27 protein-coding genes and 1 pseudogene are annotated in these 26457 nt (G+C 73.1%); 13 read left to right on the top strand and 15 right to left on the bottom strand.

From position 1 onward, the window contains the following. Positions 1-98 precede the first annotated feature (98 nt). The 4 genes and pseudogenes from DNK53_RS13865 (at position 99) to DNK53_RS13855 (ending at position 2371) form a co-directional block, all read left to right on the top strand. Entirely contained in the window at positions 99-1094 is a 996-nt protein-coding gene (locus tag DNK53_RS13865) for a hypothetical protein (RefSeq protein ID WP_110182899.1), read from the top strand. A gap of 52 nt (positions 1095-1146) precedes the next feature. After that, a pseudogene (locus DNK53_RS18510) lies at positions 1147-1215 on the top strand (hypothetical protein); the annotation flags it as partial. 200 nt (positions 1216-1415) lie between these two features. After that, the gene (locus tag DNK53_RS18505; RefSeq protein ID WP_420846505.1) at positions 1416-1895 is read left to right on the top strand and encodes a DinB family protein; all 480 of its coding nucleotides are present in this window, start codon (positions 1416-1418) and stop codon (positions 1893-1895) included. 50 nt (positions 1896-1945) lie between these two features. Further along, positions 1946-2371: a hypothetical protein gene (locus DNK53_RS13855; protein ID WP_110182898.1), complete on the top strand. Its 426-nt coding sequence runs from the start codon at positions 1946-1948 to the stop codon at positions 2369-2371. A gap of 29 nt (positions 2372-2400) precedes the next feature. On the opposite strand, the gene DNK53_RS13850 is transcribed toward DNK53_RS13855, so the two are convergent. Then, positions 2401-3225: a hypothetical protein gene (locus tag DNK53_RS13850; RefSeq protein WP_162599948.1), complete on the bottom strand. Its 825-nt coding sequence runs from the start codon at positions 3223-3225 to the stop codon at positions 2401-2403. A 475-nt stretch (positions 3226-3700) separates the two neighbouring features. On the opposite strand from DNK53_RS13850, the gene DNK53_RS13845 reads away from it, so the two are divergent. Beyond that, entirely contained in the window at positions 3701-4192 is a 492-nt protein-coding gene (locus tag DNK53_RS13845; protein WP_110182896.1) for a DUF427 domain-containing protein, read from the top strand. Positions 4193-4216: 24 nt separating this feature from the next. On the opposite strand, the gene DNK53_RS13840 is transcribed toward DNK53_RS13845, so the two are convergent. After that, positions 4217-4585 carry an OpgC domain-containing protein gene (locus DNK53_RS13840; RefSeq protein ID WP_110182895.1) on the bottom strand — a complete coding sequence of 123 codons (369 nt, stop codon included), beginning with the start codon at positions 4583-4585 and terminating at the stop codon, positions 4217-4219. 155 nt (positions 4586-4740) lie between these two features. On the opposite strand from DNK53_RS13840, the gene DNK53_RS13835 reads away from it, so the two are divergent. Further along, positions 4741-5139, top strand: coding sequence for a sigma factor (locus tag DNK53_RS13835; protein WP_110182894.1), 399 nt, complete (start codon positions 4741-4743; stop codon positions 5137-5139). A gap of 185 nt (positions 5140-5324) precedes the next feature. Then, positions 5325-6332: a hypothetical protein gene (locus tag DNK53_RS13830; RefSeq protein ID WP_110182893.1), complete on the top strand. Its 1008-nt coding sequence runs from the start codon at positions 5325-5327 to the stop codon at positions 6330-6332. A 263-nt stretch (positions 6333-6595) separates the two neighbouring features. Here the strand turns inward: DNK53_RS13830 and DNK53_RS13825 are convergent, their stop codons facing one another. From DNK53_RS13825 to DNK53_RS13800, 6 genes are read right to left on the bottom strand one after another with little or no spacing between them, the layout of a single operon-like run. Then, complete coding sequence (locus DNK53_RS13825; protein ID WP_239456536.1) at positions 6596-7555, bottom strand: alpha/beta hydrolase; 960 nt, start codon at positions 7553-7555, stop codon at positions 6596-6598. Positions 7556-7564: 9 nt separating this feature from the next. Beyond that, positions 7565-8716, bottom strand: coding sequence for an acyl-CoA dehydrogenase family protein (locus DNK53_RS13820; protein WP_110182892.1), 1152 nt, complete (start codon positions 8714-8716; stop codon positions 7565-7567). Between the two features lie 40 nt (positions 8717-8756). Then, positions 8757-10025 (bottom strand): acyl-CoA dehydrogenase family protein, encoded by a 1269-nt coding sequence (locus DNK53_RS13815; RefSeq protein ID WP_110182891.1) that lies wholly within the window; start codon positions 10023-10025, stop codon positions 8757-8759. A gap of 35 nt (positions 10026-10060) precedes the next feature. Then, positions 10061-11149: a phosphotransferase family protein gene (locus tag DNK53_RS13810; RefSeq protein ID WP_239456535.1), complete on the bottom strand. Its 1089-nt coding sequence runs from the start codon at positions 11147-11149 to the stop codon at positions 10061-10063. Further along, positions 11146-11976 (bottom strand): SDR family oxidoreductase, encoded by an 831-nt coding sequence (locus DNK53_RS13805; protein ID WP_110182890.1) that lies wholly within the window; start codon positions 11974-11976, stop codon positions 11146-11148. Before DNK53_RS13805 ends, DNK53_RS13810 begins: the two co-directional genes overlap by 4 nt. After that, positions 11976-12728 carry an SDR family oxidoreductase gene (locus DNK53_RS13800; RefSeq protein WP_110182889.1) on the bottom strand — a complete coding sequence of 251 codons (753 nt, stop codon included), beginning with the start codon at positions 12726-12728 and terminating at the stop codon, positions 11976-11978. The genes DNK53_RS13805 and DNK53_RS13800 overlap by 1 nt, the downstream gene beginning before the upstream one ends. A gap of 68 nt (positions 12729-12796) precedes the next feature. On the opposite strand from DNK53_RS13800, the gene DNK53_RS13795 reads away from it, so the two are divergent. Next, positions 12797-13441: a TetR/AcrR family transcriptional regulator gene (locus DNK53_RS13795; protein ID WP_110182888.1), complete on the top strand. Its 645-nt coding sequence runs from the start codon at positions 12797-12799 to the stop codon at positions 13439-13441. Here DNK53_RS13795 and DNK53_RS13790 read toward each other — a convergent pair. The 3 genes from DNK53_RS13790 to DNK53_RS13780 all read right to left on the bottom strand — a co-directional run bounded on the left by DNK53_RS13790 (position 13387) and on the right by DNK53_RS13780 (position 17065). After that, positions 13387-14529 carry an acyl-CoA dehydrogenase family protein gene (locus DNK53_RS13790; protein WP_110182887.1) on the bottom strand — a complete coding sequence of 381 codons (1143 nt, stop codon included), beginning with the start codon at positions 14527-14529 and terminating at the stop codon, positions 13387-13389. The genes DNK53_RS13795 and DNK53_RS13790 overlap by 55 nt on opposite strands. A 10-nt stretch (positions 14530-14539) precedes the next feature. Continuing rightward, positions 14540-15691 carry an acyl-CoA dehydrogenase family protein gene (locus DNK53_RS13785; RefSeq protein WP_110182886.1) on the bottom strand — a complete coding sequence of 384 codons (1152 nt, stop codon included), beginning with the start codon at positions 15689-15691 and terminating at the stop codon, positions 14540-14542. A gap of 87 nt (positions 15692-15778) precedes the next feature. Then, positions 15779-17065, bottom strand: coding sequence for a cytochrome P450 (locus tag DNK53_RS13780; RefSeq protein ID WP_239456534.1), 1287 nt, complete (start codon positions 17063-17065; stop codon positions 15779-15781). Between the two features lie 156 nt (positions 17066-17221). Here DNK53_RS13780 and DNK53_RS13775 point away from each other — a divergent pair, with 156 nt between their 5' ends. Further along, positions 17222-18919 carry an ABC-F family ATP-binding cassette domain-containing protein gene (locus tag DNK53_RS13775; protein ID WP_110183165.1) on the top strand — a complete coding sequence of 566 codons (1698 nt, stop codon included), beginning with the start codon at positions 17222-17224 and terminating at the stop codon, positions 18917-18919. A gap of 64 nt (positions 18920-18983) precedes the next feature. On the opposite strand, the gene DNK53_RS13770 is transcribed toward DNK53_RS13775, so the two are convergent. Next, positions 18984-20327 (bottom strand): S1C family serine protease, encoded by a 1344-nt coding sequence (locus DNK53_RS13770; RefSeq protein WP_239456533.1) that lies wholly within the window; start codon positions 20325-20327, stop codon positions 18984-18986. A gap of 137 nt (positions 20328-20464) precedes the next feature. Beyond that, a complete protein-coding gene (locus DNK53_RS13765) occupies positions 20465-21799 on the bottom strand; it encodes a citrate synthase (RefSeq protein WP_239456532.1) in 1335 nt (444 codons plus the stop codon). A 358-nt stretch (positions 21800-22157) separates the two neighbouring features. On the opposite strand from DNK53_RS13765, the gene rplM reads away from it, so the two are divergent. The 3 genes from rplM to glmM are packed head-to-tail and all read left to right on the top strand — an operon-like array spanning position 22158 to position 24514. Continuing rightward, positions 22158-22601, top strand: coding sequence for a 50S ribosomal protein L13 (gene rplM, locus DNK53_RS13760; protein ID WP_110182885.1), 444 nt, complete (start codon positions 22158-22160; stop codon positions 22599-22601). Positions 22602-22627: 26 nt separating this feature from the next. Next, positions 22628-23140 (top strand): 30S ribosomal protein S9, encoded by a 513-nt coding sequence (rpsI, locus tag DNK53_RS13755; protein ID WP_110182884.1) that lies wholly within the window; start codon positions 22628-22630, stop codon positions 23138-23140. Positions 23141-23149: 9 nt separating this feature from the next. Further along, on the top strand, positions 23150-24514 hold the full coding sequence (gene glmM, locus DNK53_RS13750) for a phosphoglucosamine mutase (RefSeq protein ID WP_110182883.1): 1365 nt from the start codon (positions 23150-23152) through the stop codon (positions 24512-24514). Positions 24515-24620: 106 nt separating this feature from the next. Here the strand turns inward: glmM and DNK53_RS17575 are convergent, their stop codons facing one another. Then, positions 24621-24782, bottom strand: a complete 162-nt coding sequence (locus DNK53_RS17575) for a hypothetical protein (protein ID WP_162599947.1) — start codon at positions 24780-24782, stop codon at positions 24621-24623. A 175-nt stretch (positions 24783-24957) separates the two neighbouring features. Between DNK53_RS17575 and DNK53_RS13745 the strand changes: the two genes are divergently transcribed. Next, a complete protein-coding gene (locus DNK53_RS13745) occupies positions 24958-25500 on the top strand; it encodes a hypothetical protein (RefSeq protein ID WP_110182882.1) in 543 nt (180 codons plus the stop codon). Here the strand turns inward: DNK53_RS13745 and coaA are convergent. Beyond that, positions 25476-26429, bottom strand: coding sequence for a type I pantothenate kinase (gene coaA, locus DNK53_RS13740; protein WP_239456531.1), 954 nt, complete (start codon positions 26427-26429; stop codon positions 25476-25478). The genes DNK53_RS13745 and coaA overlap by 25 nt on opposite strands. Positions 26430-26457: the final 28 nt, after the last annotated feature.

Genomic DNA, 26457 nt, shown 5'->3' with positions numbered 1-26457 from the left:
TTTGCCTGACTGCTCCGTGACGAGTCGGGCAAACTGCGTCCACATCACAGCCGCGGGGTAGTGCCGCGCGGGGTGGCCGCACGACCGGGGGAGGGCCGATGACGAGCACGACCACGGGGGCGGGCCGCACCCTGACGATCACCCGCGACCGCCACCGGCGGCTCCGGCGCGACGCGGTGCTGCAGGTGCTCGCGGGGCAGCCCGGCCGTCGCCGCCTCCTGCTCGTCGGGCTGGCGGCGGGGCTCGTCGGGATCGTGCTCGAGGGGTGGCTGCTCGCCGCCGTCCTGCTGGTGGCCGCGCTGCTCGCGCAGGTGCTGTGGTGGCGGCATGTCATGACCGTCTCGCTGCGCCGGGGGCTCGACGTCGGCCAGTCGGTCGAGGTCGCTCCCGGTCCCGACGGCGGGGTGCTGCTCACCGACGAGGTCGACGAGCCGCTCCTGCTGGGGCCCGGGTCGGCCCAGGTCGCGCGCTTCCGCAGCCTGCTCACGGTCTTCGTGGCCCACGGGGCGACCTTCATGCTGCCCGTCGAGCTGCTGACCGCCGACGAGATTGCGGCCCTGGAGGGCCGGCACCTGCGACCCGGCCACGGGGGAGGGGGAGCGGAGGGGCCCCGGCTGGCGCGCGAGAGCGTCGTGACCCCCGAGGTCCAGCAGGGGCTGGTCGCGGCGACCACCCACGCGATCGTGGCCTCCGCCGACTTCCTGGTCACCTGGCTGCTGGCGCCGTTCCCGGTGCTGCTCGCGGTGTGGTTCGCGACCCCCGGCACCGCGGTGGTCGTCGGACTCGCGCTGACCGCGCTGCTGCTGGGTCCCAGCCTCCTCGCGGTCCGGCGTTCGCGCGCGGCCGTGCGGGCGGCGTACCCCGTCGGGGCGGTCGTGGAGGCGGCCGTCACGGGCGACGCGCTGCTGGTCGGGATGCCGCTCGGGACGCTGACCCTCCCGTGGCGCGGCTACGCCCGCGCCCGCGTCCGCGGGCAGGCCGTGGTGCTGACGCTGCGTGGCCGGACCATGCGTCCCGACCACCTCGACGTCCTTCCGCTCGTGCTCCTCGGTGACGAGGCCGTCGTCGCTCTGGCCCGGGTGGGGGGCCGCTGAGCCTCGCCGGTAGGGGGTGTCGCGGCGGCCCGCGCGACGCCATGATGGGTCGATGACGACCGACTCCGGCGACGACCTCGAGGGCGCCACCTTCGTGCGGGCGAGCCTCAAGGGCGCGACCTTCCGCTTCTCCGACGTCAGCGGCGTGACGATGCGCGGCGTCGACTGCGGCGGCCTCGACATCGACAGCCACGACCTGGCCTTCGGCACCCTGGTGGTCAACGGGGTCGACGTGGTGCCGCTCGTCGAGGCCGAGCTCGACCGTCGGTTCCCGGGCCGGGAGCTGCAGCGCTCCCAGACGCCCGAGGGGCTGCGCGAGGGGTGGGTGGCGGTGCAGGTGGCGTGGGCCGAGACGGTCGCTGGTACGCCGCCCGAGCTGGTCGACGCCCACGTCGAGGACGAGTGGTCCCTGGTGCAGACGCTGCGCCACCTCGTGCTGGCCACCGACGCGTGGCTGGGCAGCTGCATCCTGCGGGAGGAACAGCCCTTCCACGAGGTCGGCCTGCTCTTCACCGGCGCCGAGCGGATGGGCGTCGACACCTCCCCCTTCCGCAAGGACGAGCCGCCGTACGACGAGGCCTCGCCGCGCGCGCCGACCGCCAGCAGAAGGTGACCGACTTCCTGGCCACTGCCACTGCGGAGGTGCTCGCCGAGGAGCGGGACGACCCCTGGGACTCCGGGTCCGACTGGCACCCGACCGTGGGCGACTGCGTGCGGGTGATCCTCGAGGAGGAGTGGGCGCACCTGCGCTACGTCCGCCGCGACCTGGCGTTGCTCGCCGGGCCGGCCGACCCCGCCTGACCGGACCGTCGGGCGCGTCCGGACGTCGCGCATGGGCCAGGATGGCGTCCATGCGCGTGGTGGAGGTCGACGAGCGGGACAGCGCCTGGGAGGACGACGGCCCCCGGTTCCGGGTCTACCTGCACAGCAGCGGGGAGGACGCCACCTTCGGGTCCACAGCCACCTACGACGTGACGGGCGCCGACGTGCTGCAGGTGGTCGACTGGGCGCAGCGGGTCGCGGGTGAGGACCTCACGTACGCCGTGGCGCTGGTGCGCGACGAGCCGAGGACGTACGAGGCGCCCGGGACGCCCCCCAGGCGTGGGCTGGTCTGGCTCGTCGGGAGGGACGGGAACGACGTCACCGACGACGATCCGGTCTGTGCCGACGCCCAGCGGCGGATGCTGCTGCGGCGACGCGACCCCGTCGTCGTACCCGAGGCCGACCGGGCGCCGGACGGCGTGCGCATCCCCGGGCTGCCCGGGTTCCGGACCTAGCAGTCGAGACCGGTCCTGGGATTCGGGTGCTACCGCTCGATGCGGGACAACAGCGGGATCAGCGCCGCGTTCTCCTCGCTCAAGGCAGCGACCCCCTCGCTCGCCGTTCGTGCCGTCCAGTCGCCGTAGACGTTGCTCCCGAACAAGACGCCGTCGGCCAGCGCGAACTGGTACAGCACACCAAACGGGTGTGATTCCTTGCTCGCGGTGTAGCCGAAGGTGAACGTCGTCGCCCCGGCCTGGGAGTTCGCCTCGTCGATCGCCCCGTACACCTCTGCGGAGTAGGCCACCGCGTCCGAGTACGCATCGTCGAAGACGGCGCAGCTCGCCACCGCGTCACGCAGCTCTCGGAAGGTGGATCGCGCGGCGTCGACGCTCGCGTAGCCCAAGATCTCGCGCGTGCGACTGGCCCTGTTGGTGCTGACGTGGGTGGACAGCTTGTCCTCGTACCCGGACGCGAAGAGCAAGTCCTCGTGGCAGTGCCCCTCCGGCATGGAGATGCCACCAGCCCCGGAGCTCGGTCCGTCGATGAAGCTCCTGCCGTAGGTCTCCGCCCACCCCTGGTCGAGTGGGAACCGTTCGAACCGGATGGCGTCACCGCCGTCCGTCACCCCGGTTGCCGGCGGCTCCTCCGTCGGGGAGGACGCCTCGGCGGCCGGCGTGTTCTCAGCGGCAGCGGCGGAGGTCGGTTCGACGTCGTCCTCGGACCCCGCGTGGACCGCCAGTGGGATCGCGACCGCGGCGATCACGGCAACCGCGGCGATCGCCAACCGTCCTGCGAGGTGCACGAACGGCCTGCGGCCGGTACGTCGGCCCCGGCCGCTCCCGGCCGTGCCGTCGGGGCGTGACTCCATGCTGGCCCTCGGATCCTCTGGTCAGTTCGCTGTCCCCCACTAGCCCGAGCCCCATCAGCTCCGGTGCGACGCAGCCTACGGAGGCCCGTCGTCTCCGTACAGGGTCTCCTCCGGGCGGGTCGCCCTCGCCGGGATGGGTCGAGATCGGGCACGCAGGCGTTCGGACGGTCGTGCGGCGTCGGGCGCCGGCTGTCAGAGACGACGACAGGATGGCACCGCGGTCCGTCGCAGGGAAGGCTCCCGATGGGGGATCGAGTCACCCCACTCTGGGTCTTGAACGCGTCCACGTGGCGCGGGACCGTGAGTCATGACTGACGAGAACTGTGACCACGTCTGGCAGGACCGGCTCGTTCTGGCCCGCACGGAAGGAGGGGGGACCGTGACCGTGAAGGACGGGCGCGAGTGCACGAAGTGCGGGAAGGTGGAGAGGTAGGCGCCCGGGGTCGGCGTTGCGTGGCCGCGCCATGATGGAGCGATGAGCGACGACCCCGTGCAGCGTGAGACCGAGTCGGTCTGGGACTACCCCCGCCCTCCGCTCGTCGTGCCGTCCGAGGAGCACGTGATGGTCGAGCTCGACGGGGAGGTCGTCGTGGACACGCGGCGCTCGCTGCGCGTCCTGGAGACCAGCCACCCGCCGGTCTACTACGTGCCGGCGGACGACGTCGCCGACGGCCTGCTGCGACCGGTGGCCGGCACGACGTGGTGCGAGTTCAAGGGGAGCGCGTCGTACTTCGACGTGGTCGGCCCGAGCGGCCGGGTGCTGCCGCGGGCGGCTTGGCACTACCCCCAACCCACCGCCGGTTTCGAGGCGCTCGCGGGGCATGTCGCCCTCTATGCGGGGCGCATGGACCGGTGCAGCGTCGACGGCGAGACCGTTGTCGCCCAGGAGGGCGATTTCTACGGCGGGTGGATCACGAGCCGGGTGACCGGGCCGTTCAAGGGAGCTCCGGGGACGCGCGGCTGGTGAGCGGGCCTCGTGCTCCGAGGCGTGTCAGGACCCCAGAGCCACGAGCAGCGAGCACCCTGCCAGCACGGCGCAGGCGGGCGTCATGACGGCGCGCTCGGACCGGCTCCGCGACACCGCGTTCATGACGATCCCGAGCGCGAAGTAGCCGACGAGCACCCACGTCAGGATGGTGAGCGCACCCTCCCGGCCGGTGGCCCGTGCGACGAGCACGAACGCCATGGCGGCGTAGAGCGCGACGGAGACCGCGCTGCCGAGACGCAGCCCGCGGGGGAGCACCTCGTGCTGTCCGCCCCACACGAAGCGGCCCACGGGCCGCCCTGCCGCTGCGGCGACCTGCACGACGGCGATCGCCGCCAGGACGAGGGTGGCGAGGGCAGCTGCCGCGGTGGTCACGACAGGGAGTGTCGCAGGCGGGCGCCGCTCGACCGCAGGTCGACGCGTCCTGCGCCGCACCAGAACCAACCCCTCGCGACACGCAACCTTCTGCCGACACCCGGAGTCTGGAGGGGTGAGACAGCACCGCAGGGGTGCAGGGTGAGGAGGTGGGCATGTTCTCGGCGACCGCCACGCAGTCACCCTCGTTCGAGGAGTACGTCGTCGCGTCCTGGTCGATGCTCTACCGGACCGCCTACCTGCTGGCAGGCAACCACGCGGACGCCGAGGACCTGGCCCAGCAGACCTTGATCAAGGTGCACGGCGCCTGGTCGAAGGTGAGCGCCTCGGACTCGGCGCACGCCTACGTCCGGAGGATCCTCACCAACACCTTCCTCTCCTCCAGGCGGCCCCGAGGGCGCCGGCTCGAGCTGCTGACCGACGACGTCCCGGAGTGGGGGCGTGCGCCCGGGACGACCGGGAGCGCGGCAGGAGAGCCGGGGGCGTCCGACGAGCGGATGGCGCTGTGGCCGCACGTCCGGCAGCTGCCGCCGCAGCAGCGCGCGGCACCGTGAAGTCCACGGCTCACCGGGCCCTCAAGAGCCTGAAGGCCGCACTCGAAGCGACCGAGGCCCAGACCAGGGCGACGCCCGACGGGAAGGAGGCCTGACATGTACGAGGACGTCGAGAGCACCCTGACGCGCGAGCTGCGCCAGGTCGCCGACGGCTTGGAGGTCCCACCGTTGCCCCTCCTCGCGCGGTGGTGCTGATCGTGCTCGTCACGCCGCGGGGCCTCCTGCGCGACCGGACCGGCTCGCCCCAACCCGGCCCGCAGCCGACCCAGGGGATCACCGATGACGCGACGGAGTCGGTGCCGCGGGACGTGCCAAGGGAGCCGCCGACGGTGCCCTACCTCCTCGACCGGGTCGTGCACGTGGGCGAGAAGTCGTTCCCCGGCTATGACTGGGTGGACGGTGGACCGCGAGGCTGGGTCGGGATGAAGCCCCCCTTCGTGTGGGACTGGAGCAACGGCGGAGCGCCCGATCGACTCGACGTCGCCGTCGAGCAACCGCCCGTCGTGTCGTCCAACGGCGAGTACCTCGCCTACATCTCGACCGAGGGCGAGATGAACGGGTTCGAGACGGCTCCGGACGGTGAAGGGATGGGACTGCCCGTCAAGGTCCCGGTGCGCGACGAGGACGGCGTGGGCACCCGCATCGGAGCAGTCACCGACGACGGCTGGGTGATCGCCAGTGGCAGAGGGATCGGAGTCCTGTGGCGCCCCTTCGACGGTGCCGACCCGGTCGACCTGACCCGGACAGCCCCCGGCCAGCTGGTGTGGCAGGCGACGCGGGCGGGCCTGGTGGTCGTCGACGGCAGCGGCGACGCCCGAGACCCGAGCGGCGACAACCGAGACGAGGGCGACGGCCGGGTCTACCTCGCCGACCTGACACCCGAGGGCGAGAGGGTCCCCATCGCGGACCTGCCCCACTTCGGGATCGCCGACGTCTCCGGGGAGTGGGTGGCGTGGGTGCCTGCAGAGCAGATCGCGGGTGACGTGCGGGAGTACGACGAGATCCGGGTCCGTCGCCTCGACGGCCAGGCCGAGGACGTGCTCTTGCCGCCGGCGGGATGGCGTTTCTCGAACACGCAGTTCACCTTCGAGGACACCCAGTTCCTCGTCGCCCGGGTGACCGACGGGCAGCAGCAGCGGATGGTGCGCTGCAGCCCGGCACTGCTGGAGTGCGTGCTGCTCGAGACACCGTGACGCCGCCCAAGGACGCGAGGTCGATCCGCAGCCGCTCCCCGACAGGGCGGCGACCTTGGTTCAGGGGGTCTGCCCCGAGGACAGCAGTTGGCGATTCCGGCGAACGCTGCCGGAACGACTACTACACCAGCATCCTGATCCGGGCTGATAGGACCGTACAGCGCTTCGGGCCCGGCTGACGCCGCGTGGTGGAGACTCGCTCATCGGCGGATGCGCGCATCCGGCTCGCGGCGGTATGCCGCGCCCGATGAGTGGTCAGGCATTCACCCTCCGTGCAACACGCTCCTGAACATCGCGCACGTCTGCTCCACGGCCGCCTGCGCGGCAGGGGAGTGGCGGCCCATGTCGACGAACCCGTGGATCATCCCGGAGAAGGTCTCGACCTGCACGGGGACGCCGGCGGCGGCGAGCGCGTCGGCGTACGCGGTGCCCTCGTCGCGCAGGGGGTCGAACTGGGCGACCACGACGACGGCTGGGGCTACCCCGGCGACGTCGCCGCGCAGCGGGGAGAGGCGCGGGTCGGCGGGGTCGGGGAAGTCGCCGAGGTAGTGCTGGGCGAACCAGGTCATGGTCGGCATGTCGAGGAAGTAGCCCTCGGCGTTCTCGGTGCGCGACGGCAGGTCCGCGAGCATGTCGACCCCGGGGTAGACGAGCAGCTGCCCACCCAGCTCGCGGCCCTCGTCGCGGAAGGCCTGCGCGACCACGGCCGACAGGTTGCCGCCGGCCGAGTCGCCGGCCACGGCGAGCACATCGTTGCCGCCCAGGTCGGCCAGGTGGTCGGAGGCCCAGCGCGCAGAAGCCAGCGCGTCGTCCACGGCGGCGGGGAAGGGGTGCTCCGGCGCGAGCCGGTAGTCGACCGAGACCACGACGGCGTCGCAGAGGGTGGCGATCGTGCGGCAGGTGAGGTCGTGGGTGTCCAGGTCGCCGATCACCCAGCCGCCGCCGTGGAAGAAAACGACGGTCGGCAGCTCGCCGGCGCGCGGACGGTAGAGGCGGGCGGCCAGGTCGCCCGCCCCGCCGGGCACGGTGATCTCCTCGACCTGCTCGACCGCGGGCACGCTGGCCGGGTCGCGCAGGTCGACGGTGAGGACGCGGAACATCCGGCGCGCCTCCTCGGGGGAGACCTGGTGCATCTTGGTGCCGCCAGCGTCCATCAGGGCGAGCAGCCCCGCGAGCTGCGGGTCGAGGTCGGGGTGGCGCTCAGGAGCGGTGGAGTCGGTCACGGTCTCTCCTCAGGTGAAGGCGTTGATGCCGGTCTCGGCCCGGCCGATGAGCAGCTTCTGGATCTGGCTGGTCCCCTCGTAGAGGGTCATCACGCGCGCGTCGCGCAGGTACTTCGCGGGCGGGAACTCGTCGACGTACCCCGCCCCGCCGTGCACCTGCAGCGCGTGGTTGGCGGCCCTCACGGCCGCCTCGGAGGCGTAGAGCTTGGCCTTCGACGCCGCCACCGAGAAGGGCTCGCCGCGGTCGATCAGATCGGCGCAGCGCCACACCAGCAGCCGCGCGGCGTCGGCCTCCACCGAGATGTCGGCGATCATGTCCTGCACCAGCTGGAAGGCCGCGATCGGCTTCCCGAACTGGGTGCGCGAGGTGGCGTAGTCGACCGCCGACTCCAGGCAGCCCTGGACGATCCCGACGCAGCCCGCCGCGACCGAGACCCGCCCCTTGTCGAGCGTGGTCATGGCGATCGTGAAGCCCTGCCCCTCCTCGCCGAGCAGCGCGTCGGCCGGCACCCGCACCTCGGAGAGGAAGAGCTCGGCGGTCGCCTGGCCGCGCAGCCCGAGCTTTCCCTTCACCTCGCGGGCCTCGAAGCCGGGGGTGTCGGTCGGCACGAGGAAGGCGCTGACGCCCTTGGGGCCGGGCCCGCCAGTGCGGGCGAAGACCAGCGCGACGTCGGCCCAGGTGCCGTTGGTGATGAAGAGCTTCTGCCCGTCGATCACCCACTCGTCGCCGTCGCGGCGGGCGCGGGAGGTGAGGTTGCCGGCGTCCGACCCCGTGTCGGGCTCGGTCAGCCCGAAGCAGCCGAGCAGCTCGCCGCGGGCGATCCCGGGCAGCCACCGCTGCTTCTGCTCCTCGCTGCCGAAGCCGAGGATCGACTTGCCCACCAGCCCGTTGGAGACCGAGACGATGCCGCGCAGCGCCGAGTCGGCCCGGCCCAGCTCCTCCATCATCAGCACGTAGGTGAGGTAGTCGCCGCCGAGGCCGCCGTACTCCTCGGGGATGGTCAGCCCGAAGAAGCCGAGCTCGCCCATCTTGCCGATGATCGCGGTGTCGACCGACTCGTCCCGGTCCCACTGGACGCGGTGCGGCACCGCCTCGCGGTCCAGGAACTCCCGGGCCAGGGCCCGGAAGCCCTCGTGCTCCTCGCTCAGCGACAGGTCCACGGTCTCACCCTCTCCTCATCGGTACGGCGTCAGCGCGACGTCACCGGCCGCCGAGCGCGGCCACCCGCGCCATCTCGGCCTTGGCCAGCGAGTTCTTGTGCACCTCGTCGGGCCCGTCGGCGAACCGCAGCGTGCGGATCCCGGCGAACGACGCGGCGAGCGGGAAGTCCTGCGAGAGGCCGCCGGCGCCGTGCACCTGCATCGCCCGGTCGAGGATCTCCTGGACCACCTTGGGGGTGGCGATCTTGATCGCCTGGATCTCGGTGTGGGCGCCGCGGTTGCCGACGGTGTCCATTAGCCACGCGGTCTTGAGCACCAGCAGCCGCAGCTGCTCCACCGCCACCCGCGACTCGGCGATCCACTCCCGGATCACGCCCTGCTGGGAGAGCGGGCGGCCGAAGGCGGTCCGCGACTCCGCGCGCTGGCACATCAGCTCGATCGCCCGCTCGGCCACGCCGATCGAGCGCATGCAGTGGTGGATCCGGCCCGGGCCCAGCCGCGCCTGGGCGATGGCGAAGCCCGCGCCCTCCTCGCCGACCAGGTGTTCCGCGGGGACGCGGACGTCGGTGAAGCGCAGCTCGGCGTGGCCGCCGTGCTGGTGGTCGTCGTACCCCAGCACGTGCATCGGCCGGACCACCTCGAGCCCGGGGGTGTCGCGGGGGACCAGCACCATCGACTGCTGCCGGTGCCGCGACGCGCCGGGGTCGGTCTTGCCCATCACGATGAAGACCTCGCAGTCGGGGTTCATCGCGCCGGTGATCCACCACTTGCGGCCGTTGATCACGTACTCGTCGCCGTCGCGCACGATCGAGCACTCGATGTTGGTGGCGTCGGAGGAGGCGACGTCGGGCTCGGTCATCGCGAACGCCGAGCGGATCCGGCCGTCGAGCAGCGGCTCCAGCCAGCGCTCCTGCTGGGCCGGGGTGCCGAACATGTGCAGCACCTCCATGTTGCCGGTGTCGGGCGCCGCGCAGTTCATCGCCGCGGGGGCGAGGTGGCCGCTGCGGCCGCTGATCTCGGCGAGCGGGGCGTACTGCAGGTTGGTCAGCCCGCCGCCGCGGCCGTGGCGCCGTCCTGAGCCTGTCGAAGGGTCGTCGGCGGAGACCGGCAGGAAGAGGTTCCACAGCCCGCGGCGCCGCGCCTCCTCCCGCAGCTCGGCCAGCACCGGCACGCGGCTCCAGGCGAAGGGGTCGTCGAGCTCGGCCAGCTCGGCCTCGAAGCGGTGCTCGGCGGGGTGGACGTGGGAGTCCATGAAGGTCAGCAGCTCGGCCTGGAGCTCCTTGGTGCGGTCGTCGAAGGTGAAGTCCACGGGGTTCCTTCTCTCTCGGAGGTCTCGGGAGTCGCTCAGGTGGGGGTGCCGGCGCGGCCGGTCGCGGCGGCGAGGCCGGCGGCCAGCAGGGGCTCGACGGCGTCGCCGATGGTGTCGAAGCCGCCGCCGACCGTCTGGCCGGCCTGGAAGCGGTGGTGGATCCCCTCGAGGATCACCGCGAGCTTGAGGTGGGCGAGCCCCAGGTGGAAGCCCATGTCGCCGCCGGGCCCGGCGGCCTCGCGGCCACCCGCGGCGACGTACGCCGTGAGCTGCTCCTCGGCGCTCGGGTAGCCGGGCGCGGTGCTCGCGTCGGCCACCGGCACGCCGCCGATCAGCCGCGGGAGGTTGTCGTAGACCAGCAGCAGCGCGAGGTCGGTGAGCGGGTCGCCCAGGGTCGCCATCTCCCAGTCGACGACCGCCTTGACGGGCTGGGCGTCCTCGGCGACCGCGAGCAGGTTGTCGAGCCGGTAGTCGCCGTGCACGATCCCCGCCGCACCCTCCTCGGGGACGTGCGCGGCCAGGTGGGCCAGCAACCGGTCGGCGTCGGGCAGGTCGCGGGTGCGCGACCCCTCGAGCTGCTTGCCCCAGCGGCGGACCTGCCGCTCGAGGAAGCCCTGCGGCCGCCCGAAGTCGGCCAGCCCGACCTCGGCCGGGTCGACGGCGTGCAGCGCGGCCAGCACCTCGATCATCGACCGGGCCAGGTGGGCGGTGCGCTCCTCGCCGAGCTCGCGCAGCTGCGCGGCGGTGCGGTACGGCGTCCCGGCGACGCGCTCCATCACGTAGAACTGCGCGCCCAGCACGGCGTCGTCGGAGCAGAGCGCGTAGGTCGCCGGCACCGGCACGTCGGTCTCGGCCAGCGCCGTCATCACCGTGTGCTCGCGGCCCATGTCGTGGGCGGTGGCCTGGACGTGGCCCAGCGGCGGGCGGCGCACGATCCACCACGCCTCGCCGTCGGTGACCTCGTAGGTGAGGTTGGACTTGCCGCCCGCGATGAGCCGGCCGGTCAGCTCGCCGACGCGGTCGCCCGCCAGCTGGTCGGGGCGCTGGGCGGCGAACCAGGCGCCGAACGACGCCAGGTCGAGCCCGGGGATCTCGTCGCGGCGCAGCTCCTCGCCCCCGCTCACGACGTCGCCCCCGTCGCCCCCGTCGCTGCGGTTGCCTCGTCGAGGCCCGCCTGCAGGCGGCGCATGCCGCGCAGCCAGCGCTCGTTCTGGGTGGCCCGGGCGGCGTAGTAGCCGGCCACCTCGGGGTGGGGGAGGACCAGGAAGCGGTCGTCCTCGAGGGAGGCCACCCACGCGCCGGCGACCTGGTCGGGGGTGAGCGCCTGGTCGGCGGAGAGCAGGTCCTTGAGCGGGCCCGACTCCTCCAGCATCCGGGTCTGGACGCCCTGGGGGCAGATCGCCTGGACCGTGACGCCGCGGTGGCCGTAGGTCGCCGAGAGCCACTCGGCGAAGCCGACCGCGGCGTGCTTGGTGACCGAGTACGGCGCGCTGCCGAGCATGGTGAGCAGGCCCGCCGCCGAGGCGGTGACGACGAACCGGCCGCCGCGACCGTCGGCCAGCCAGCCGGGCACCAGCGCGCGGGCGGCCCGCACGTGGGCCATCGTGTTGACCTGGATCATCCGCTCCCAGATCGCCTCGTCGGCCTGCAGGCTGTCGAGGCCGGTCTCGGCGGAGGAGTCGATGCCGGCGTTGGCCATGAAGACGTCGATCCGTCCCAGCGCCTCCAGCGAGCGGCGGACCAGGTGCTCGACGCCCTCGACCGAGGCGCAGTCGCCCGGCACCGCCGTGCCGCCGATCTCGTCGGCCACCCCCTGGGCGGCGTCGGCGTCGAGGTCGTTGACCACCACGCGGGCGCCCTCGGCGGCGAGCCGCCGGGCCAGCGCCCGGCCGATGCCGTGGCCGGCCCCGGTGACGACGACGCCGGCGTCGCGCAGCGCCTCGGCGCCCATCAGACGCCGCCGGTCAGGGTCAGGCCGCCGTCGACGACGACGGTCTGGCCGGTCAGCCAGCCGGCCTCGTCGGCGAGCAGGAAGGCGACGACGCTGCCGATGTCGTCGGGGACGCCGAGCCGCTTGAGCGGGTAGGCGGCGGCGACCTCCTCCTCGCGGCCCTCGTAGAGGGCGCTGGCGAAGCGGGTCTTGACGACCGCCGGGGCGACCGCGTTGACGCGGATCGCGGGGCCCAGCTCGACGGCCAGCGACTCGGTGAGGCTGATCAGCGTGGCCTTGCTGGCGCCGTACATCGAGATGCCGGGGGCCGGCTTGGTGCCGGCGACCGAGGCGATGTTGACGACCGCGCCGCCGTGCTCGCCCATCCAGGCCCGGTGGGCCTCCTGCACCCAGCCGAGCGCGGAGACGACGTTGGTGTCGAGGATCTTGCGGGCGACGTCGAGGTCGAGCTCGACGAGCGGCCCGTACGCCGGGTTGATGCCGGTGTTGTTGACCAGCAGGTCGAGGCTGCCGAAGGTCTCGACGGTCCGCGCCACGGCCTCGGCCCGGTGGGCCGGGTCGGCGGCGTTGCCCGCCACGGCGATCGCCTTGTCGGGCCCGCCGAGGGCCGCGACGGCCTCCTCGAGGGCCTCGGGCTTGCGGGCGGTCACGCAGACCCGGGCGCCCTCGGCGACGAGCCGCTCGGCGACTCCCAGCCCGATGCCCCGGCTCGCCCCGGTGACGATGGCGACCTTGCCGTCCAGTCCGTGCACGTCATTCTCCTGCTCGTTTCGGGTCAGGCGATTGCCACCTGACTAAGCGCTTGCTTACTCTCTCTCGCATGGCAGACGACGTCAACAGCCCGGGCCCCGATCCTGCGGGCGATCCCGCGGGGGAGCGGGTCAAGGACGCCCGGACCCGGCTGCTCGAGGCTGCCGTCCAGGCGTTCGCGGCCAAGGGGTTCCACGGCACGACGACCCGCGACATCGCCACCGCGGCGGGGATGAGCCCGGCCGCGCTCTACGTGCACCACCGCTCCAAGGAGGAGCTGCTCCACGAGATCTCGCTGGCCGGCCACCGCACCGCGCTGCGGATCTGCGAGGAGGCCATGGGGGTCGACGACGACCCGCGCGCCCAGCTGGAGCAGCTGGTGCGCGACTTCGTCCGCCACCACGCGGTCAACCACACGGTGGGGCGGATCGTGAACCACGAGCTGGCCGCCCTCGCGCCCGCGCACCGCGCCGAGATCGACGGGTACCGGCACGCGATGGACCAGCTGGTGCGCGACCTGGTCGGGCGCGGGGTGGCGGCCGGCGTCTTCCACACCGACGAGCCGGTGGTGACCGGCGCCGCCCTGCTCTCGCTCGGCATCGACGTGGCGCGGTGGTTCCGCGCCGACGCCGGGCTGAGCCCCGACCAGGTCGCGGACCACTACTGCGTGCTGGCGCTGCGCATGGTCGGGGCCAGCGGGTCCAGCCCGGGGTAGCCGTCGACGGCCCCGGCCAGCTCGGCCAGGTGCTGCTGCCCGTCGCCGAGCAGGTGGTCCAGCGCCGTGAGGTGGCTGGTGATGTTGCCGACCAGGTACTCCGCCGTCATCGCGATCCCGCCGTGCAGCTGGATCGCCTCCTGGCCGACGTGCCGGCCCGCCCGGCTCACCTGGAGCGCGGCGCGCAGCACGGCCTCGTGGGCCAGCCCGGCGTCGCTCTCGGCGACCATCATCGTCGCCCAGGCCACGATGCTGCGGGTCAGCTCGAGGGAGACGTACATGTCCGCCGCCCGGAAGTTGAGCGCCTGGAAGGTGTTGAGCGGCACGCCGAACTGCTTGCGGCTCTTGAGGTAGGCGGTGGTGGCCTGCAGGGCCACCTCCATCCCGCCGAGCGCCTCGTGGCAGGCGGCGAGCCGGCCCAGGTCGAGCACCCGCGCCAGGGCGGCGGACGCGTCGGCGCCCGGCTCGCCCAGCGGGGTGGCCGCCGTGCCCGAGAGCACCACCCGGCTGACCCGGGAGCCGTCGAACGCCGGCCCCGTGGCGCGCTCGCACGCCTCGCCGTCGACGACGAAGAGGCCCGTGCCGCCGCCAGGCAGCGCGGCGCTCACGACCAGCGTCTCGGCGTCGCCGCCCAGCACCGGCTCCTTGGCGCCGGTCAGCATCCAGCCGCCGTCGGCCTCCGCGGCGGTGACCGGGGTGGCCCCGTCGGTGTGGGCCAGCGCCAGCCGCCGCTCGCCGGCGGCCAGGGCCCCCAGCAGCTCGGCCTTCTGCTCGTCGGTGCCCGCCGCGGCGACCGCGCCGCCGCCGAGCACCACCGCGGCCAGGAACGGCTCGGGGGCCAGGACCCGGCCCACCTCGCTCGCCACCAGCCCGACCTCGACCGGCCCGGCGCCCATGCCGCCGTGCTCCTCGTCGAAGGGGAGCCCGAGGACCCCCATCTCGGCCAGCTGCTTCCAGACCGTCTCGTCGAAGCCGAGCTCGCCGCGCGCCGTGCGGCGGCGCTCCTCGAAGTCGGCGTACTTCCTGCCGAGCAGTCCCCGCACCGCGTCCCGCAGCGCGACCTGCTCCTCGTCGTGGGTGAAGTCCATCAGGTGCTCCCTACAGTCCCAGGATCGTGCGGGCGATGATCTGGCGCTGGATCTCGTTGGACCCGCCGTAGATCGACGCCTTGCGGTAGTTGAGGTAGACGGGCGCGGAGCGCCGCGCCCAGTCGGGTGCGTCGGCCTGCTCCAGCGAGCCGGGCACCAGGGCGGCGGGGCCGGCCAGGTCGACCGCGAGCTCGCTCACGGCCTGCTGCAGCTCGGTGCCGCGGAGCTTGAGCACCGAGCTGGCCGGGTGCGGCTCGCCGTCGGCGGAGTGGGCGACCACGCGCAGCGCGGTCAGCTCCAGCGCCAGCAGCTGGTTCTCCAGCTCGGCGATCCGGGCGCGGGTCAGCGGGTCGTCGAGCCGGTCGCCCGCGCGCTCCTTGGCGCTGGCCAGCATCCGCTTGACCAGGGCGACCGGGGCGACGCCGACCCGCTCGTTGCCGAGCAGGAACTTCGCCATGGTCCACCCCTGGTTGACCTCGCCGACGAGGTTCTCGCCCGGCACCCGGACGTCGGTGAACCAGACCTCGTTGACCTCGTGGCCGCCGTCGATGAGCTCGATCGGCCGGACCTCGACGCCGGGGGTGGTCATGTCGATGAGCAGCATCGAGATGCCGAGCTGCTTCTTGGCCTCGGGGTCGGTGCGGACCAGCGTGAAGATCCAGTCGCCGTACTGGCCCAGGGTCGTCCACGTCTTCTGCCCGTTGACCACCCAGTCCTCGCCGTCGCGCACCGCGGTGGTGCGCAGCCCGGCGAGGTCGGAGCCGGCGTCGGGCTCGGAGAAGCCCTGCGACCACCAGATGTCGAGGTTGGCGGTGGCCGGCAGGAAGCGCTCCTTCATCTCCTGCGAGGCGAACTGCGCGAGCACCGGCCCGATCATCGAGGTGTTGAACGGCAGCGGGGAGGGGACGCCGGCGCGGACCATCTCCTCGTGCCACAGGTGGCGCTGCAGCTCGGTCCAGCCGCGCCCGCCCCACTCGACCGGCCAGTGCGGCACGGCCAGCCCCTCGGCGTTGAGCGCCTTCTGGCTCGTGCGGATCATCTCCGCCGTCACCTCCTGGCCCTCCAGCACGGCGGTCCGGATCTCCTCCGGCACCACCCTGGTGAAGGACGCAGCCATCTCCTCGCGGAAGGCCTGGTCCTCCGCGGACAGCTCGAGCCGCATGCGCGAACCCCTCTCGTGTCGTGGAGTCTCATCATGACTGGGCACCCCACACACGACCATGGGCAGGGCGCCCAATCACCGCTGCGGTCAGCCGAGGTGGACCGGCAGCCGCTCGACGCCGTACACGATCGAGAGCTCGGAGAACCGCAGCTCGTCGGGCCCGGCCGTCACCCGCATCCGCGGGAAGCGACGGGTCAGCGCGACCAGCCCGGTGCGCATCTCCATCCGCGCCAGCTCGGCGCCGACGCAGCGGTGCAGGCCGTGGCCGAACGCCAGCTGGCCGCCGGGCGGGGCCAGCGGGTCGAAGTGCTCGGCGCCCGGGCGGAACGCCGGGTCGCGGCCGGCGCCGGAGAGCGAGACGACCACGAGGTCGCCCTCGGCCATCCGCACCCCGCCGACGGTCACTGGCCGCCGCACGAAGCGGGGGAAGGCCAGCTGCACCGGGCAGATGTAGCGCAGCAGCTCCTCGACGACGGCGTCGACCTGGGCGGGCGTCCCGGTGCGGACCAGCTCGTGGGCGACCGGGTCGCGGGCCAGCACGTAGGCGCCGAGCGAGAGCATGCTGGCGCTGGTCTCGTAGCCGCCGATGAAGACGCCGTCGGCCAGCCCGCCGATCTCGACGTCGTCCAGCTCGTCGCCGTGCTCGGCGACGATCGAGGCCAGCAGGCCGTCGGGCAGGAACGGCTCGCGCCGCTGCCGCGCGACGGTGTCGATGAGGAACTGCCGGGTGCCGGCGGCCGCGTCGAAGGAGCCGGCGCCCCCGCCGGCGAGGTCGAAGCGGGCGCTGCCGCGGCGCCGGAACTCGGCGCGGTCGACCTCGGGCAGCCCGAGCAGCTCGCAGATCACCCGGAAGGGGACGGCGAAGCCGAACCGGGAGACGAGGTCGACCTCGGGGCCGTGGGCGGCCAGGTCGTCGAGGCAGTCCTCGACCACCCGGCTGACCGCCTCGTCGAGGCGGGCCAGCCGGCGCCGCGTGAACTCGGGGGTGAGCACCTTGCGCAGCCTCGTGTGCTCGGGGGCGTCGGTCATCCCGAGCCCGCCGATCTGCTCGGCCGGCCCCTTGCCCTGGCGGCCGAAGAGGTGGCGCACGTCGTTGCCGAACGAGTGGGCGTCGGCGAGGACGGTCCGGGCCGCCTCGTGGCCGGTGACCAGCCAGACGTCGGTGCCGAGCAGCCGGGTCAGCCGGGTGACCGGCCCCTGGTCCCGGGCGGCGATGAGCGCCGGCACGGGGTCCAGCCCCTCGCGGAGCAGGGGGAACCGCCAGGCCGCGGGCACGCGCCGCAGCGACGACATGTCCAGGCCGCCCGAGCGCCGCGCCACGAGGCGGACCGCGGTGCGACGGACCCGGGAGCGCATCGACGGCAGGACGGTCATGGGCGCAAGTCCAGCGCATCTCGCGCCCCCGGCGCCTCGGGTGGTCCCCTGGTGGACACCCGGGCTCGTCCCCGAGGCTCCCGACGGGGTCCCGGCCGGGTCCCGGGGCGGAAACCCGGTGGCTCGCGGGGGCGGCGTGGAGGGATGATCACCCGCATGGGTCATGTCGACGTCGCCGGCGTCCGCTACGAGCTCCCCGACGGCCGGGTGCTGCTCGACGACGTCTCGTTCCGGGTGGGCGACGGCGCCAAGGTGGCGCTGGTCGGCGCCAACGGCGCCGGCAAGACGACGCTGCTGCGGATCGTCACCGGCGAGCTGGCCCCGCACGCCGGCAGCGTGACCCGCAGCGGCGGGCTGGGCGTGATGCGGCAGTTCGTCGGCCACGGGGGAGCGGACGAGACGGTCGCCGACCTCCTGCTCTCCGTCGCGCCCGAGCCGGTACGCCGCGCCGCGGCCGCCGTCGACGCCTGCGAGCTGCGGCTGATGGACGTCGACGACGAGGCGACGCAGATGCGCTACGCCACGGCGCTGGCCGAGTACGCCGACGTCGGCGGCTACGACCAGGAGGTCGTCTGGGACGTCTGCACCGTCCGGGCGCTGGGGCTGCCCTTCGACCGCGCCCGGCACCGGCGGCTCAGCACCCTCTCGGGCGGGGAGCAGAAGCGGCTGGTGCTGGAGTACCTGCTGGCCGGCCCCGACCAGGTGCTGCTCCTCGACGAGCCCGACAACTACCTCGACGTGCCGGGCAAGACCTGGCTGGAGGAGCGGATCCGCACCTCGCCCAAGACGATCCTCTACGTCAGCCACGACCGTGAGCTGCTCGCCAACACCGCCACCCGGGTGGTCACCGTCGAGCTCGGCGGCGCAGGCAACCTCGTGTGGACCCACCCGGGCGGCTTCGCGACCTACCACCGGGCGCGCGAGGAGCGCTTCGAGCGGTTCGAGGAGCTGCGCAAGCGCTGGGACGAGGAGCACGCCAAGCTGCGCGCGCAGATGCTCATGTACAAGCAGAAGGCGGCGTACAACTCCGACATGGCGAGCCGCTACCAGGCCGCCCAGACCCGGCTGCGCCGGTTCGAGGACGCCGGTCCGCCGACCGAGCAGCCGCGCGAGCAGCAGGTCGTCATGCGGCTGCGCGGCGGCCGCACGGGCAAGCGCTCCGTGGTCTGCGAGCAGCTCGGCCTGACCGGCCTGATGGACCCCTTCGACCTCGAGGTCTGGTACGGCGAGCGGGTCGCCGTGCTCGGCAGCAACGGCTCGGGCAAGTCGCACTTCCTGCGTCTGCTCGCCGCGGGCGGCTCGGACCCCGACGTCGGCCACCAGCCGGTGGGGGAGGTGCGCCCCGCGCCCGTGGCGCACACCGGGCGGGCCCGGCTCGGCGCGCGGGTGCGGCCGGGATGGTTCGTCCAGACCCACGACCACCCCGAGCTCGTGGGCCGGACCCTGCTGGAGGTGCTGCACCGCGGCGAGGTCGGGCCCGACGGCACCGGCCGCCAGGGGATGGGCCGGGAGCAGGCCAGCCGGGTGCTCGACCGCTACGAGCTGGCCGGCGCCGCCGAGCAGCGCTTCGAGCAGCTCAGCGGCGGCCAGCAGGCCCGCTTCCAGATCCTGCTGCTCGAGCTCTCGGGGGCGACCCTGCTCCTGCTCGACGAGCCCACCGACAACCTCGACGTGCAGTCGGCCGAGGCGCTCGAGACCGGGCTGGAGGCCTTCGACGGCACCGTGCTCGCCGTCACCCACGACCGCTGGTTCGCCCGCGGGTTCGACCGGTTCCTGGTCTTCGGCGCCGACGGGGAGGTCTACGAGTCGCCCGAGCCGGTCTGGGACGAGGGCCGGGTGGCCCGCGCGCGCTGAGCGCGGGCCACCCCAACCGGTCAGTCGGCGGTCAGTCGGCGGTCAGTCGGCTGGCAGCCGGCGGTCAGTCCTGGTCGGAGTCGAGCACCAGCGTGGCGGTCTGCTCCTCGCCGTCGCGCACGTAGGTGACCTCGACCTCGTCGCCGGGGCGGTAGGTGCGCACGGTCGCGACCAGGTCGTCGCTGCCGTCGATCATCTCGTCGTCGACGCGGGTGATCACGTCGCCCTCCTCCAGCCCGGCCACGTCGGCGCTGGACCGGGGGACCACCTCGCTGACCAGCGCGCCCATGGACGCGGGGCCCTGGCCGTCGGTGGCGTCGCCGACCGAGACCCCCATCCGGGCGTGGGTCGGCGTCTCGCCGGCGGCCATCTGCTCCACGATCGGCATGATCTCGTCGATCGGGATCGCGAAGCCGAGGCCGATCGAGCCGGCCTGGCCGCCGAGCCCCGACGAGGAGCTGCGGATGGAGGAGTTGATCCCCACCACGCTGCCGGTCAGGTCGACCAGGGGGCCGCCGCTGTTGCCGGGGTTGATCGCCGCGTCGGTCTGGATCGCCGGGTAGGTGGTGGAGTTGCCGGCCTGGTCGGAGCGCACGTTGACGGGACGGTCGAGCGCGCTCACGATCCCGCTGGTGACGGTGGCGTCCAGCCCGAACGGGGAGCCGATCGCGACCACCGACTGCCCGACCCGCAGGTTGTCGGACTGCCCGATCGTGGCGGTGGGCCGGTCGGAGACGTCCTGGGCCTGGATCACCGCGGTGTCGGTGAGCGGGTCGGCGCCGAGCACCTCGGCCTCGGTGCGGGTGCCGTCGGCGAACGAGACGGTGATGCTGCCGCCGTCGGTCGCCGCGGAGACGACGTGCTCGTTGGTGAGGATCTGCCCGTCCTCGGTCAGCACGATGCCGCTGCCCGAGCCGGCCTCGCCGCCGCCGGCCACGTCGATGCGCACGACGGCGGGCAGCACCTGCGCGGCCACGGCCTCGACGGAGCCGCTGCCGGCCTCGGGGCTCCCCTGGTCGATCACCGGGGCCGTCACGGCCCCGTTGCGCGTGGTCGCCGCCTCGTCGTCGGAGAACCACTCCTCGTGGGCGGCGGCGCCCCCGAGGCCGGCCAGCCCGCCCAGCAGCAGCGACCCGGCCAGGACGCCCGCGACCAGCGGGGCGGTGCGCCGCGTCCTGCCGGGTTCGCGGGGCGGGGGCGCGCCGTGGGGCCCGGGCCCGGCGGCCGGACCGGCACCCGGCCCCGCGCCGTACATCGGGGGGAGCGGGCGGGTGTCGTGGGGACGGGGCGGCTCGGCCGCGCCGTAGGGAGAGTGCGCCGGCTGCGGCTGCGCCTTCGGGTGCTCCTCGGGCCGGTCCGGGTCTGGGCCGGCGGAGCCGTAGAAGTGGGGAGGCGGTGTGTCGCTCATGCGTCCCACTCTGCCAAGCCACCCTGAGACGTCGGCCAAGCCGTCCTGAAATGCCGCTGAGACCGGACCGGGCGGACGAGGGGACCCCTCGTCACGCCCCGTCCGGCCTCGTCAGGCGGCCGTGCGGGCGGCTGGGCTCAGGCCCAGCGCTCGGAGGTCGGCACGTAGGTCAGGCCGCGGTCGCCCGTGTAGATCTGCTTGGGGCGCGCGATCTTCTGCTCCTTGTCCTGGACCAGCTCGAGCCACTGGGCCAGCCAGCCCGGCGTCCGGCCGATCGCGAAGAGGACGGTGAACATCTCCGGCGGGAACTGGAAGGCCTCGTAGATCAGGCCGGAGTAGAAGTCCACGTTGGGGTAGAGCTTGCGCTTGACGAAGTACTCGTCCTCCAGCGCGATCTTCTCCAGCTCGAGCGCGATGTCGAGCAGCGGGTTGGTGCCCGTGACCTCGAAGACGTCCTCGGCGGACTTCTTGATGATCTTGGCGCGGGGGTCGTAGTTCTTGTAGACCCGGTGGCCGAAGCCCATCAGCTTCTCGTCGCCGTTCTTCACGCCCGCGATGAAGTCGGCGATGTTCTCCTTCTTGCCGATCCGGCGCAGCATCCGCAGCACCGCCTCGTTGGCGCCGCCGTGCAGCGGGCCGAAGAGGGCGCCCACGCCCGCGGAGACCGCGGAGTAGGGGTCGACCTGGGTGGAGCCCACCGAGCGGACCGCGTTGGTCGAGGCGTTCTGCTCGTGGTCGGCGTGCAGGATGAAGAGCGTGTCGAGGGCCTTCACCAGGCGCTCGTCGGCCGCGAAGCTCTTCTCGCTCATCTTGAAGAGCATCGAGAGGAAGTTGGCCGTGTAGCTGAGCTCGTTGTCGGGGTAGATGAACGGCTTGCCCTGCGCGTGCCGGAAGGACCAGGCGCCGAGCGTCGGCATCTTCGCGATCATCCGGACGATCTGCATGTGCCGGTTGTCGGCGTCGGTGATGTTGCGCGCGTCGGGGTAGAACGTGGAGAGCGCCCCCACGGAGGCCATCAGCATGCCCATCGGGTGGGCGTCGTAGCGGAAGCCCTCCATGAAGGTCTTGACGTTCTCGTGCACGAACGTGTGGTACGTGATGTCGTGCACCCAGCTGTCGTGCTGGTCCCTGGTCGGCAGCTCGCCGTGGATGAGCAGGTAGGCGACCTCGAGGAAGCTGGACTTCTCGGCCAGCTGCTCGATCGGGTAGCCCCGGTACTCCAGGATCCCCTTCTCGCCGTCGATGAAGGTCACCGCGCTGCGGGTCGAGGCGGTGTTGACGAAGCCGGGGTCGTAGGTCGCGAGCCCCGGCTGGTCGTCGCCCGCCCGGATCTGCCCCAGGTCGGCGGCGCGGATGGTGTTGTCGGTGATCGCGAGTTCGTACTCCGCACCGGTGCGGTTGTCACGCACGGTGAGGGACTCGTTGGATGCGCCGGCGGTGGCCGGGGCATCGGTGGCCGGTGCGTCGGTCACGTCGGCTCCTTAGCACGTCTTGTTCACGTCGTAGGTCCTGTCCAACCTAGTCCGGGGGACCACGCGCCGGTAAGCCGGGGGTCCGCCCGCTGGGCGCCCGGGCGGTGTACGGGTGTTGCTACCCGTCGGTAGCCTGGGTGGGCCGGTCCGGCGGAGGATTTGGTCGCGGGTCCGCGGGCTGCGTAGACTGGCTCGTCGCGACTCCTGCCGCGTCCGGACCCTCGGGTCGGGATGCAGACCCGGACGCCCCGCCGATGCTCCACCCGGCGGCGAGCCGGGCAGTGTTCGTCAGAGGTCGTGGTTCCACCACCGGTCAGGACACCTCCTGCCCGGCCCTACGAACGAGAAGGTTCTCGCCGTGCGTACGTACAGCCCGAAGCCCGCTGACATCCAGCGCGAGTGGCTCGTGATCGATGCCGCTGACGTGGTCCTCGGACGCCTCGCCGTCCAGACCGCCAACCTCCTGCGGGGCAAGCACAAGCCCACCTTCGCGCCGCACATGGACATGGGTGACTTCGTCATCATCGTCAACGCGGACAAGGTTGCCCTGTCCGGCAACAAGAAGGTCACCAAGATGGCCTACCGCCACTCCGGCTACCCGGGCGGTCTCTCCGCCACGCCGTTCGGCGAGCTGCTGGAGAAGGACGCCCGCAAGGCGATCGAGAAGGCCGTCTGGGGCATGCTCCCCAAGAACCGGCTCGGCCGTCAGATGCTGAAGAAGCTGAAGGTCTACGCGGGTCCCGACCACCCGCACGTGGCCCAGAAGGCCAAGCCGTTCGAGATCTCCCAGGTCTCCCAGTAATTTTCAAGGACGAGTGAGGAATTACCGTGGCTGAGACCACCGAGAACACCCAGACCGAGGTCGAGGAGACCTACGAGACCAACGAGCAGGGCGTCGCCTACAGCTCCGAGTCCGCCCCGTCGGCCGACGCGCCGCTGCGCCCGGCGACCATCGCCCCCGCCGCGGCCACCGGCCGCCGCAAGGAGGCCGTGGCCCGCGTCCGCATCGTGCCCGGCACCGGCCAGTGGACCGTCAACGGCCGCACGCTGGACTCGTACTTCCCCAACAAGCTGCACCAGCAGGTCGTGAACGAGCCGTTCGCCAACCTGCAGCTCGAGGGCCGCTTCGACGTCATCGCCCGCATCCACGGCGGCGGCATCACCGGGCAGGCCGGCGCGCTGCGCCTCGGCGTGGCCCGCTGCCTCAACGCCGTCGACGTCGAGGCCAACCGCCCGTCGCTCAAGAAGGCCGGGCTGCTGACCCGCGACGCCCGCGTCATCGAGCGCAAGAAGGCCGGTCTCAAGAAGGCGCGCAAGGCGCCGCAGTTCAGCAAGCGCTGATCCTGCACCGTGGAGTCCTCCAAGCGACTCTTCGGCACCGACGGGGTCCGGGGCCTGGCCAACGGTCATCTGACCGCTGAGCTGGCCCTGGACCTCTCGGTGTCCGCGGCCCACGTCCTCGTCGAGCTGAAGCAGTTCGAGGGCGACGACTCGACGCGCCCGCTGGCCGTCGTGGGTCGCGACACGCGCATCTCGGGTCAGTTCCTCGAGGCGGCCGTCGTAGCCGGCCTCGCCTCCGCCGGGGTCGACGTGCTGCTCCTCGGCGTGCTGCCGACCCCTGGCGTCGCGCACCTCACCGACGCCCTCGGCGCCGACCTCGGCGTGATGCTGTCGGCCTCGCACAACCCGATGCCCGACAACGGGATCAAGTTCCTCGCGCGCGGCGGGCACAAGCTCGACGACGCGATCGAGGTCGCCATCGAGGAGCGGATGGGCGAGGCCTGGACGCGTCCCACCGGCGCGGGGGTCGGCCGGGTCTCCGTCCACCCGACCGCCGTGGAGGAGTACGCCGCCCACCTGGTCGCCACGATCGCCACCCCGCTCGACGGCCTCACGGTCGTGCTCGACTGCGCCGCGGGCGCGGCGTACGAGGCCGGCCCCCGGGCCCTGGAGGCCGCCGGCGCCAAGGTCGTGGCGATCCACGCCGAGCCCGACGGCACCAACATCAACGACCGCTGCGGCTCGACCCACCTCGAGTCGCTGCAGGCGGCCGTGCTCCAGCACCGGGCCGACGCCGGCTTCGGCCTCGACGGCGACTCCGACCGGTGCCTGGCGGTCGACCACGAGGGCAACGTCGTCGACGGCGACCAGATCCTCGCGATCCTGGCCCTGGGGATGAAGGAGTCCGGCCGGCTGGCCCGCGACACCGTCGTCGCCACCGTGATGAGCAACCTGGGCTTCGTCCAGGCGATGCGCGAGCACGGCGTGGGGGTGCGCCAGACCAAGGTCGGCGACCGCTACGTGCTGGAGGCGATGAAGGTCTCCGGCTACACGCTGGGCGGCGAGCAGTCGGGCCACGTGATCCTCAGCGACCACGCCACCACCGGCGACGGCGTCCTCACCGCGCTGCACGTGATGGAGCGGATGGCCGCGACCGGCCGCTCGCTCGCCGACCTCGCCTCGGTGATGGTGCGGCTGCCGCAGGTGCTCGTCAACGTCCCCGACGTCGACAAGGCCCGCGCCGACGACGACGCCGTCCTCGCTGCCGCGGTGGCCGAGGAGGAGGCGGCGCTGGGCGACCGGGGCCGGATCCTGCTGCGCCCCTCCGGCACCGAGCCGCTGGTCCGGGTGATGGTGGAGGCCCCGACGAGCGACGAGGCCGACGCGGTCGCCCACCGCCTCGCCGAGGTCGTGCGCCAGCGCCTCGCGCTCTGACGCATCCCGCCCACCCGGCTTGCCCGCTCGCCCGCTCGCTCGCTCGCGGGACGTCATCAGGGCCGGTCGCCCGGGCGACCCCGCGTGACGACGTCCCGAACGGGTCTCAGTCGAGGAAGTCCTGGGCGCTGGTGGCGTGGTCGACCCCCGTGGCGTTGCCCCCGCGCCCCTTGGACGGGGACCGGCGCTCCAGGGCGACGACGTAGAACCCGAAGGCGGCCAGCGCCAGCAGGACGAGGACGAACGCGATCAGCCTGGGAACGTCCACGGGGTCTCCTCGTCGCGCAGCGGAACGGAGCCGCAGTATGGCACCGCCCTGGCCCCGGCGGAACGTCATCGGGGCCGGTCGCCCAGGCGGCCCGGCGTGATGACGTCCGGGGCGATGGGGGAGTGAGTACGGCGGCGGATGCGGCGGCGGCCCGACGGCCGCGAGGCTGGGGCGCATGAGCCAGCCCGAGCCCCCTCCCGGCACGCCCGGCACGCCGGCCACGCCCGCCACTCCCGGCACGCCGGCCGCGCCCACCGACTCCGCCGCACCCGGGGTCCACGACCCCACCCGGCGGGGCGCCCCGGGGGGCACCGGCCGGGCCGAGGGCTGGTTCCCGGTGCTCTGCGCCGGCGCGGGGGCGGGGTTCTTCGTGCTCGCCGGCTGGGTGGTCGACGCGTGGTTGCTGGAGGACACCACCGAGACCTTCGGCTACGCCTTCGGCGCCTTCATGCTCGCCTGGTTCGTCGGCCTGCCGGTGCTGGCCGTGGTGGTCGTGCTCGCGGTGGCCGCCTCCCTGGCCCCGGACGGCACGGCCCGTCGGGTGCTGGTGCACGCCGGGGGCGCGATGACCGCGCTGACCGCGCTCGCCGTCGTCGGCGTCGCCGGGGTCAACGCGGCGAGCGGCATCGACGGGGGAGTCGCGTTCGCCCTGGCGGCGGTGCCGACGGTGGTCGTCCTGGTGTGGCCGCTGGTTCAGAGCTTGCGGAGCCGCACGTAGCGCACCGAGTGGTCGACGTCCTTGCGCATCACCAGGGTCGCGCGGCTGCGGGTGGGGAGCACGTTCTGCTGCAGGTTGGGCCCGTTGATGGTGTCCCAGATCCGGCCGGCCTCCTCGACGGCCTCGTCGTGGGAGAGCCCGGCGTACTTGCTGAAGTAGGAGCCGGGGTCGCGGAACGCCGTCTCGCGCAGCCGCAGGAACCGCTCGACGTACCAGCGCCGGATGTCGGAGGTCGCGGCGTCGACGTAGACGCTGAAGTCGAAGAAGTCGCTGACCGCCAGACCGGGCCGGCCGTCGTCGAGCGCCCGGGCCGGCTGGAGCACGTTGAGCCCCTCGACGATCACGATGTCGGGGCGCCGGACCACCACCTTCTCGTCCCGGACCACGTCGTAGACCAGGTGGGAGTAGGTCGGCGCCTCGACCTCGTCGCGACCCGACTTGATGTCGACGACGAACTTGAGCAGCGCCCGCCGGTCGTAGGACTCGGGGAAGCCCTTGCGCTGCAGCAGGCCGCGGCGCTCCAGCTCGGCGTTGGGCAGCAGGAAGCCGTCGGTGGTGACGAGCTCGACGTGCGGGTGCTCGGGCCAGTGCGCCAGCATCTGCTGCAGCACCCGGGCGGTGGTCGACTTGCCCACCGCGACCGAGCCGGCGATGCCGATGACGAACGGGGTGCGCGGGGGGTGGCGGCGGTGCAGGAAGGCCTCCTGCTTGCGGTGCAGCCGGCCGGCGCTCTCGACGTACATCGAGAGCAGGCGGGAGAGCGGCAGGTAGACCTGCTCGACCTCGCCCAGGTCCAGGGAGTCGCCCAGGCCTCGGAGCCGGTCGATCTCGTCGGCGGAGAGCGGGTTGTCGGTCGCCGGGGCCAGGGAGGCCCACGCGTCGCGGTCGAGCTCGACGTACGGCGAGGACTCGTCGCCGGCAACAGACATGTCGGGCATTCTTGCAAAGCGGGGCGCG

Source organism: Nocardioides solisilvae (genome assembly GCF_003194625.1).
In the GTDB taxonomy this organism is placed as follows: Bacteria; Actinomycetota; Actinomycetes; order Propionibacteriales; family Nocardioidaceae; genus Nocardioides; species Nocardioides solisilvae.
The sequence above is the reverse complement of the archived record's forward strand: the minus strand, read 5'-3'. Positions and strand labels throughout refer to the sequence as shown.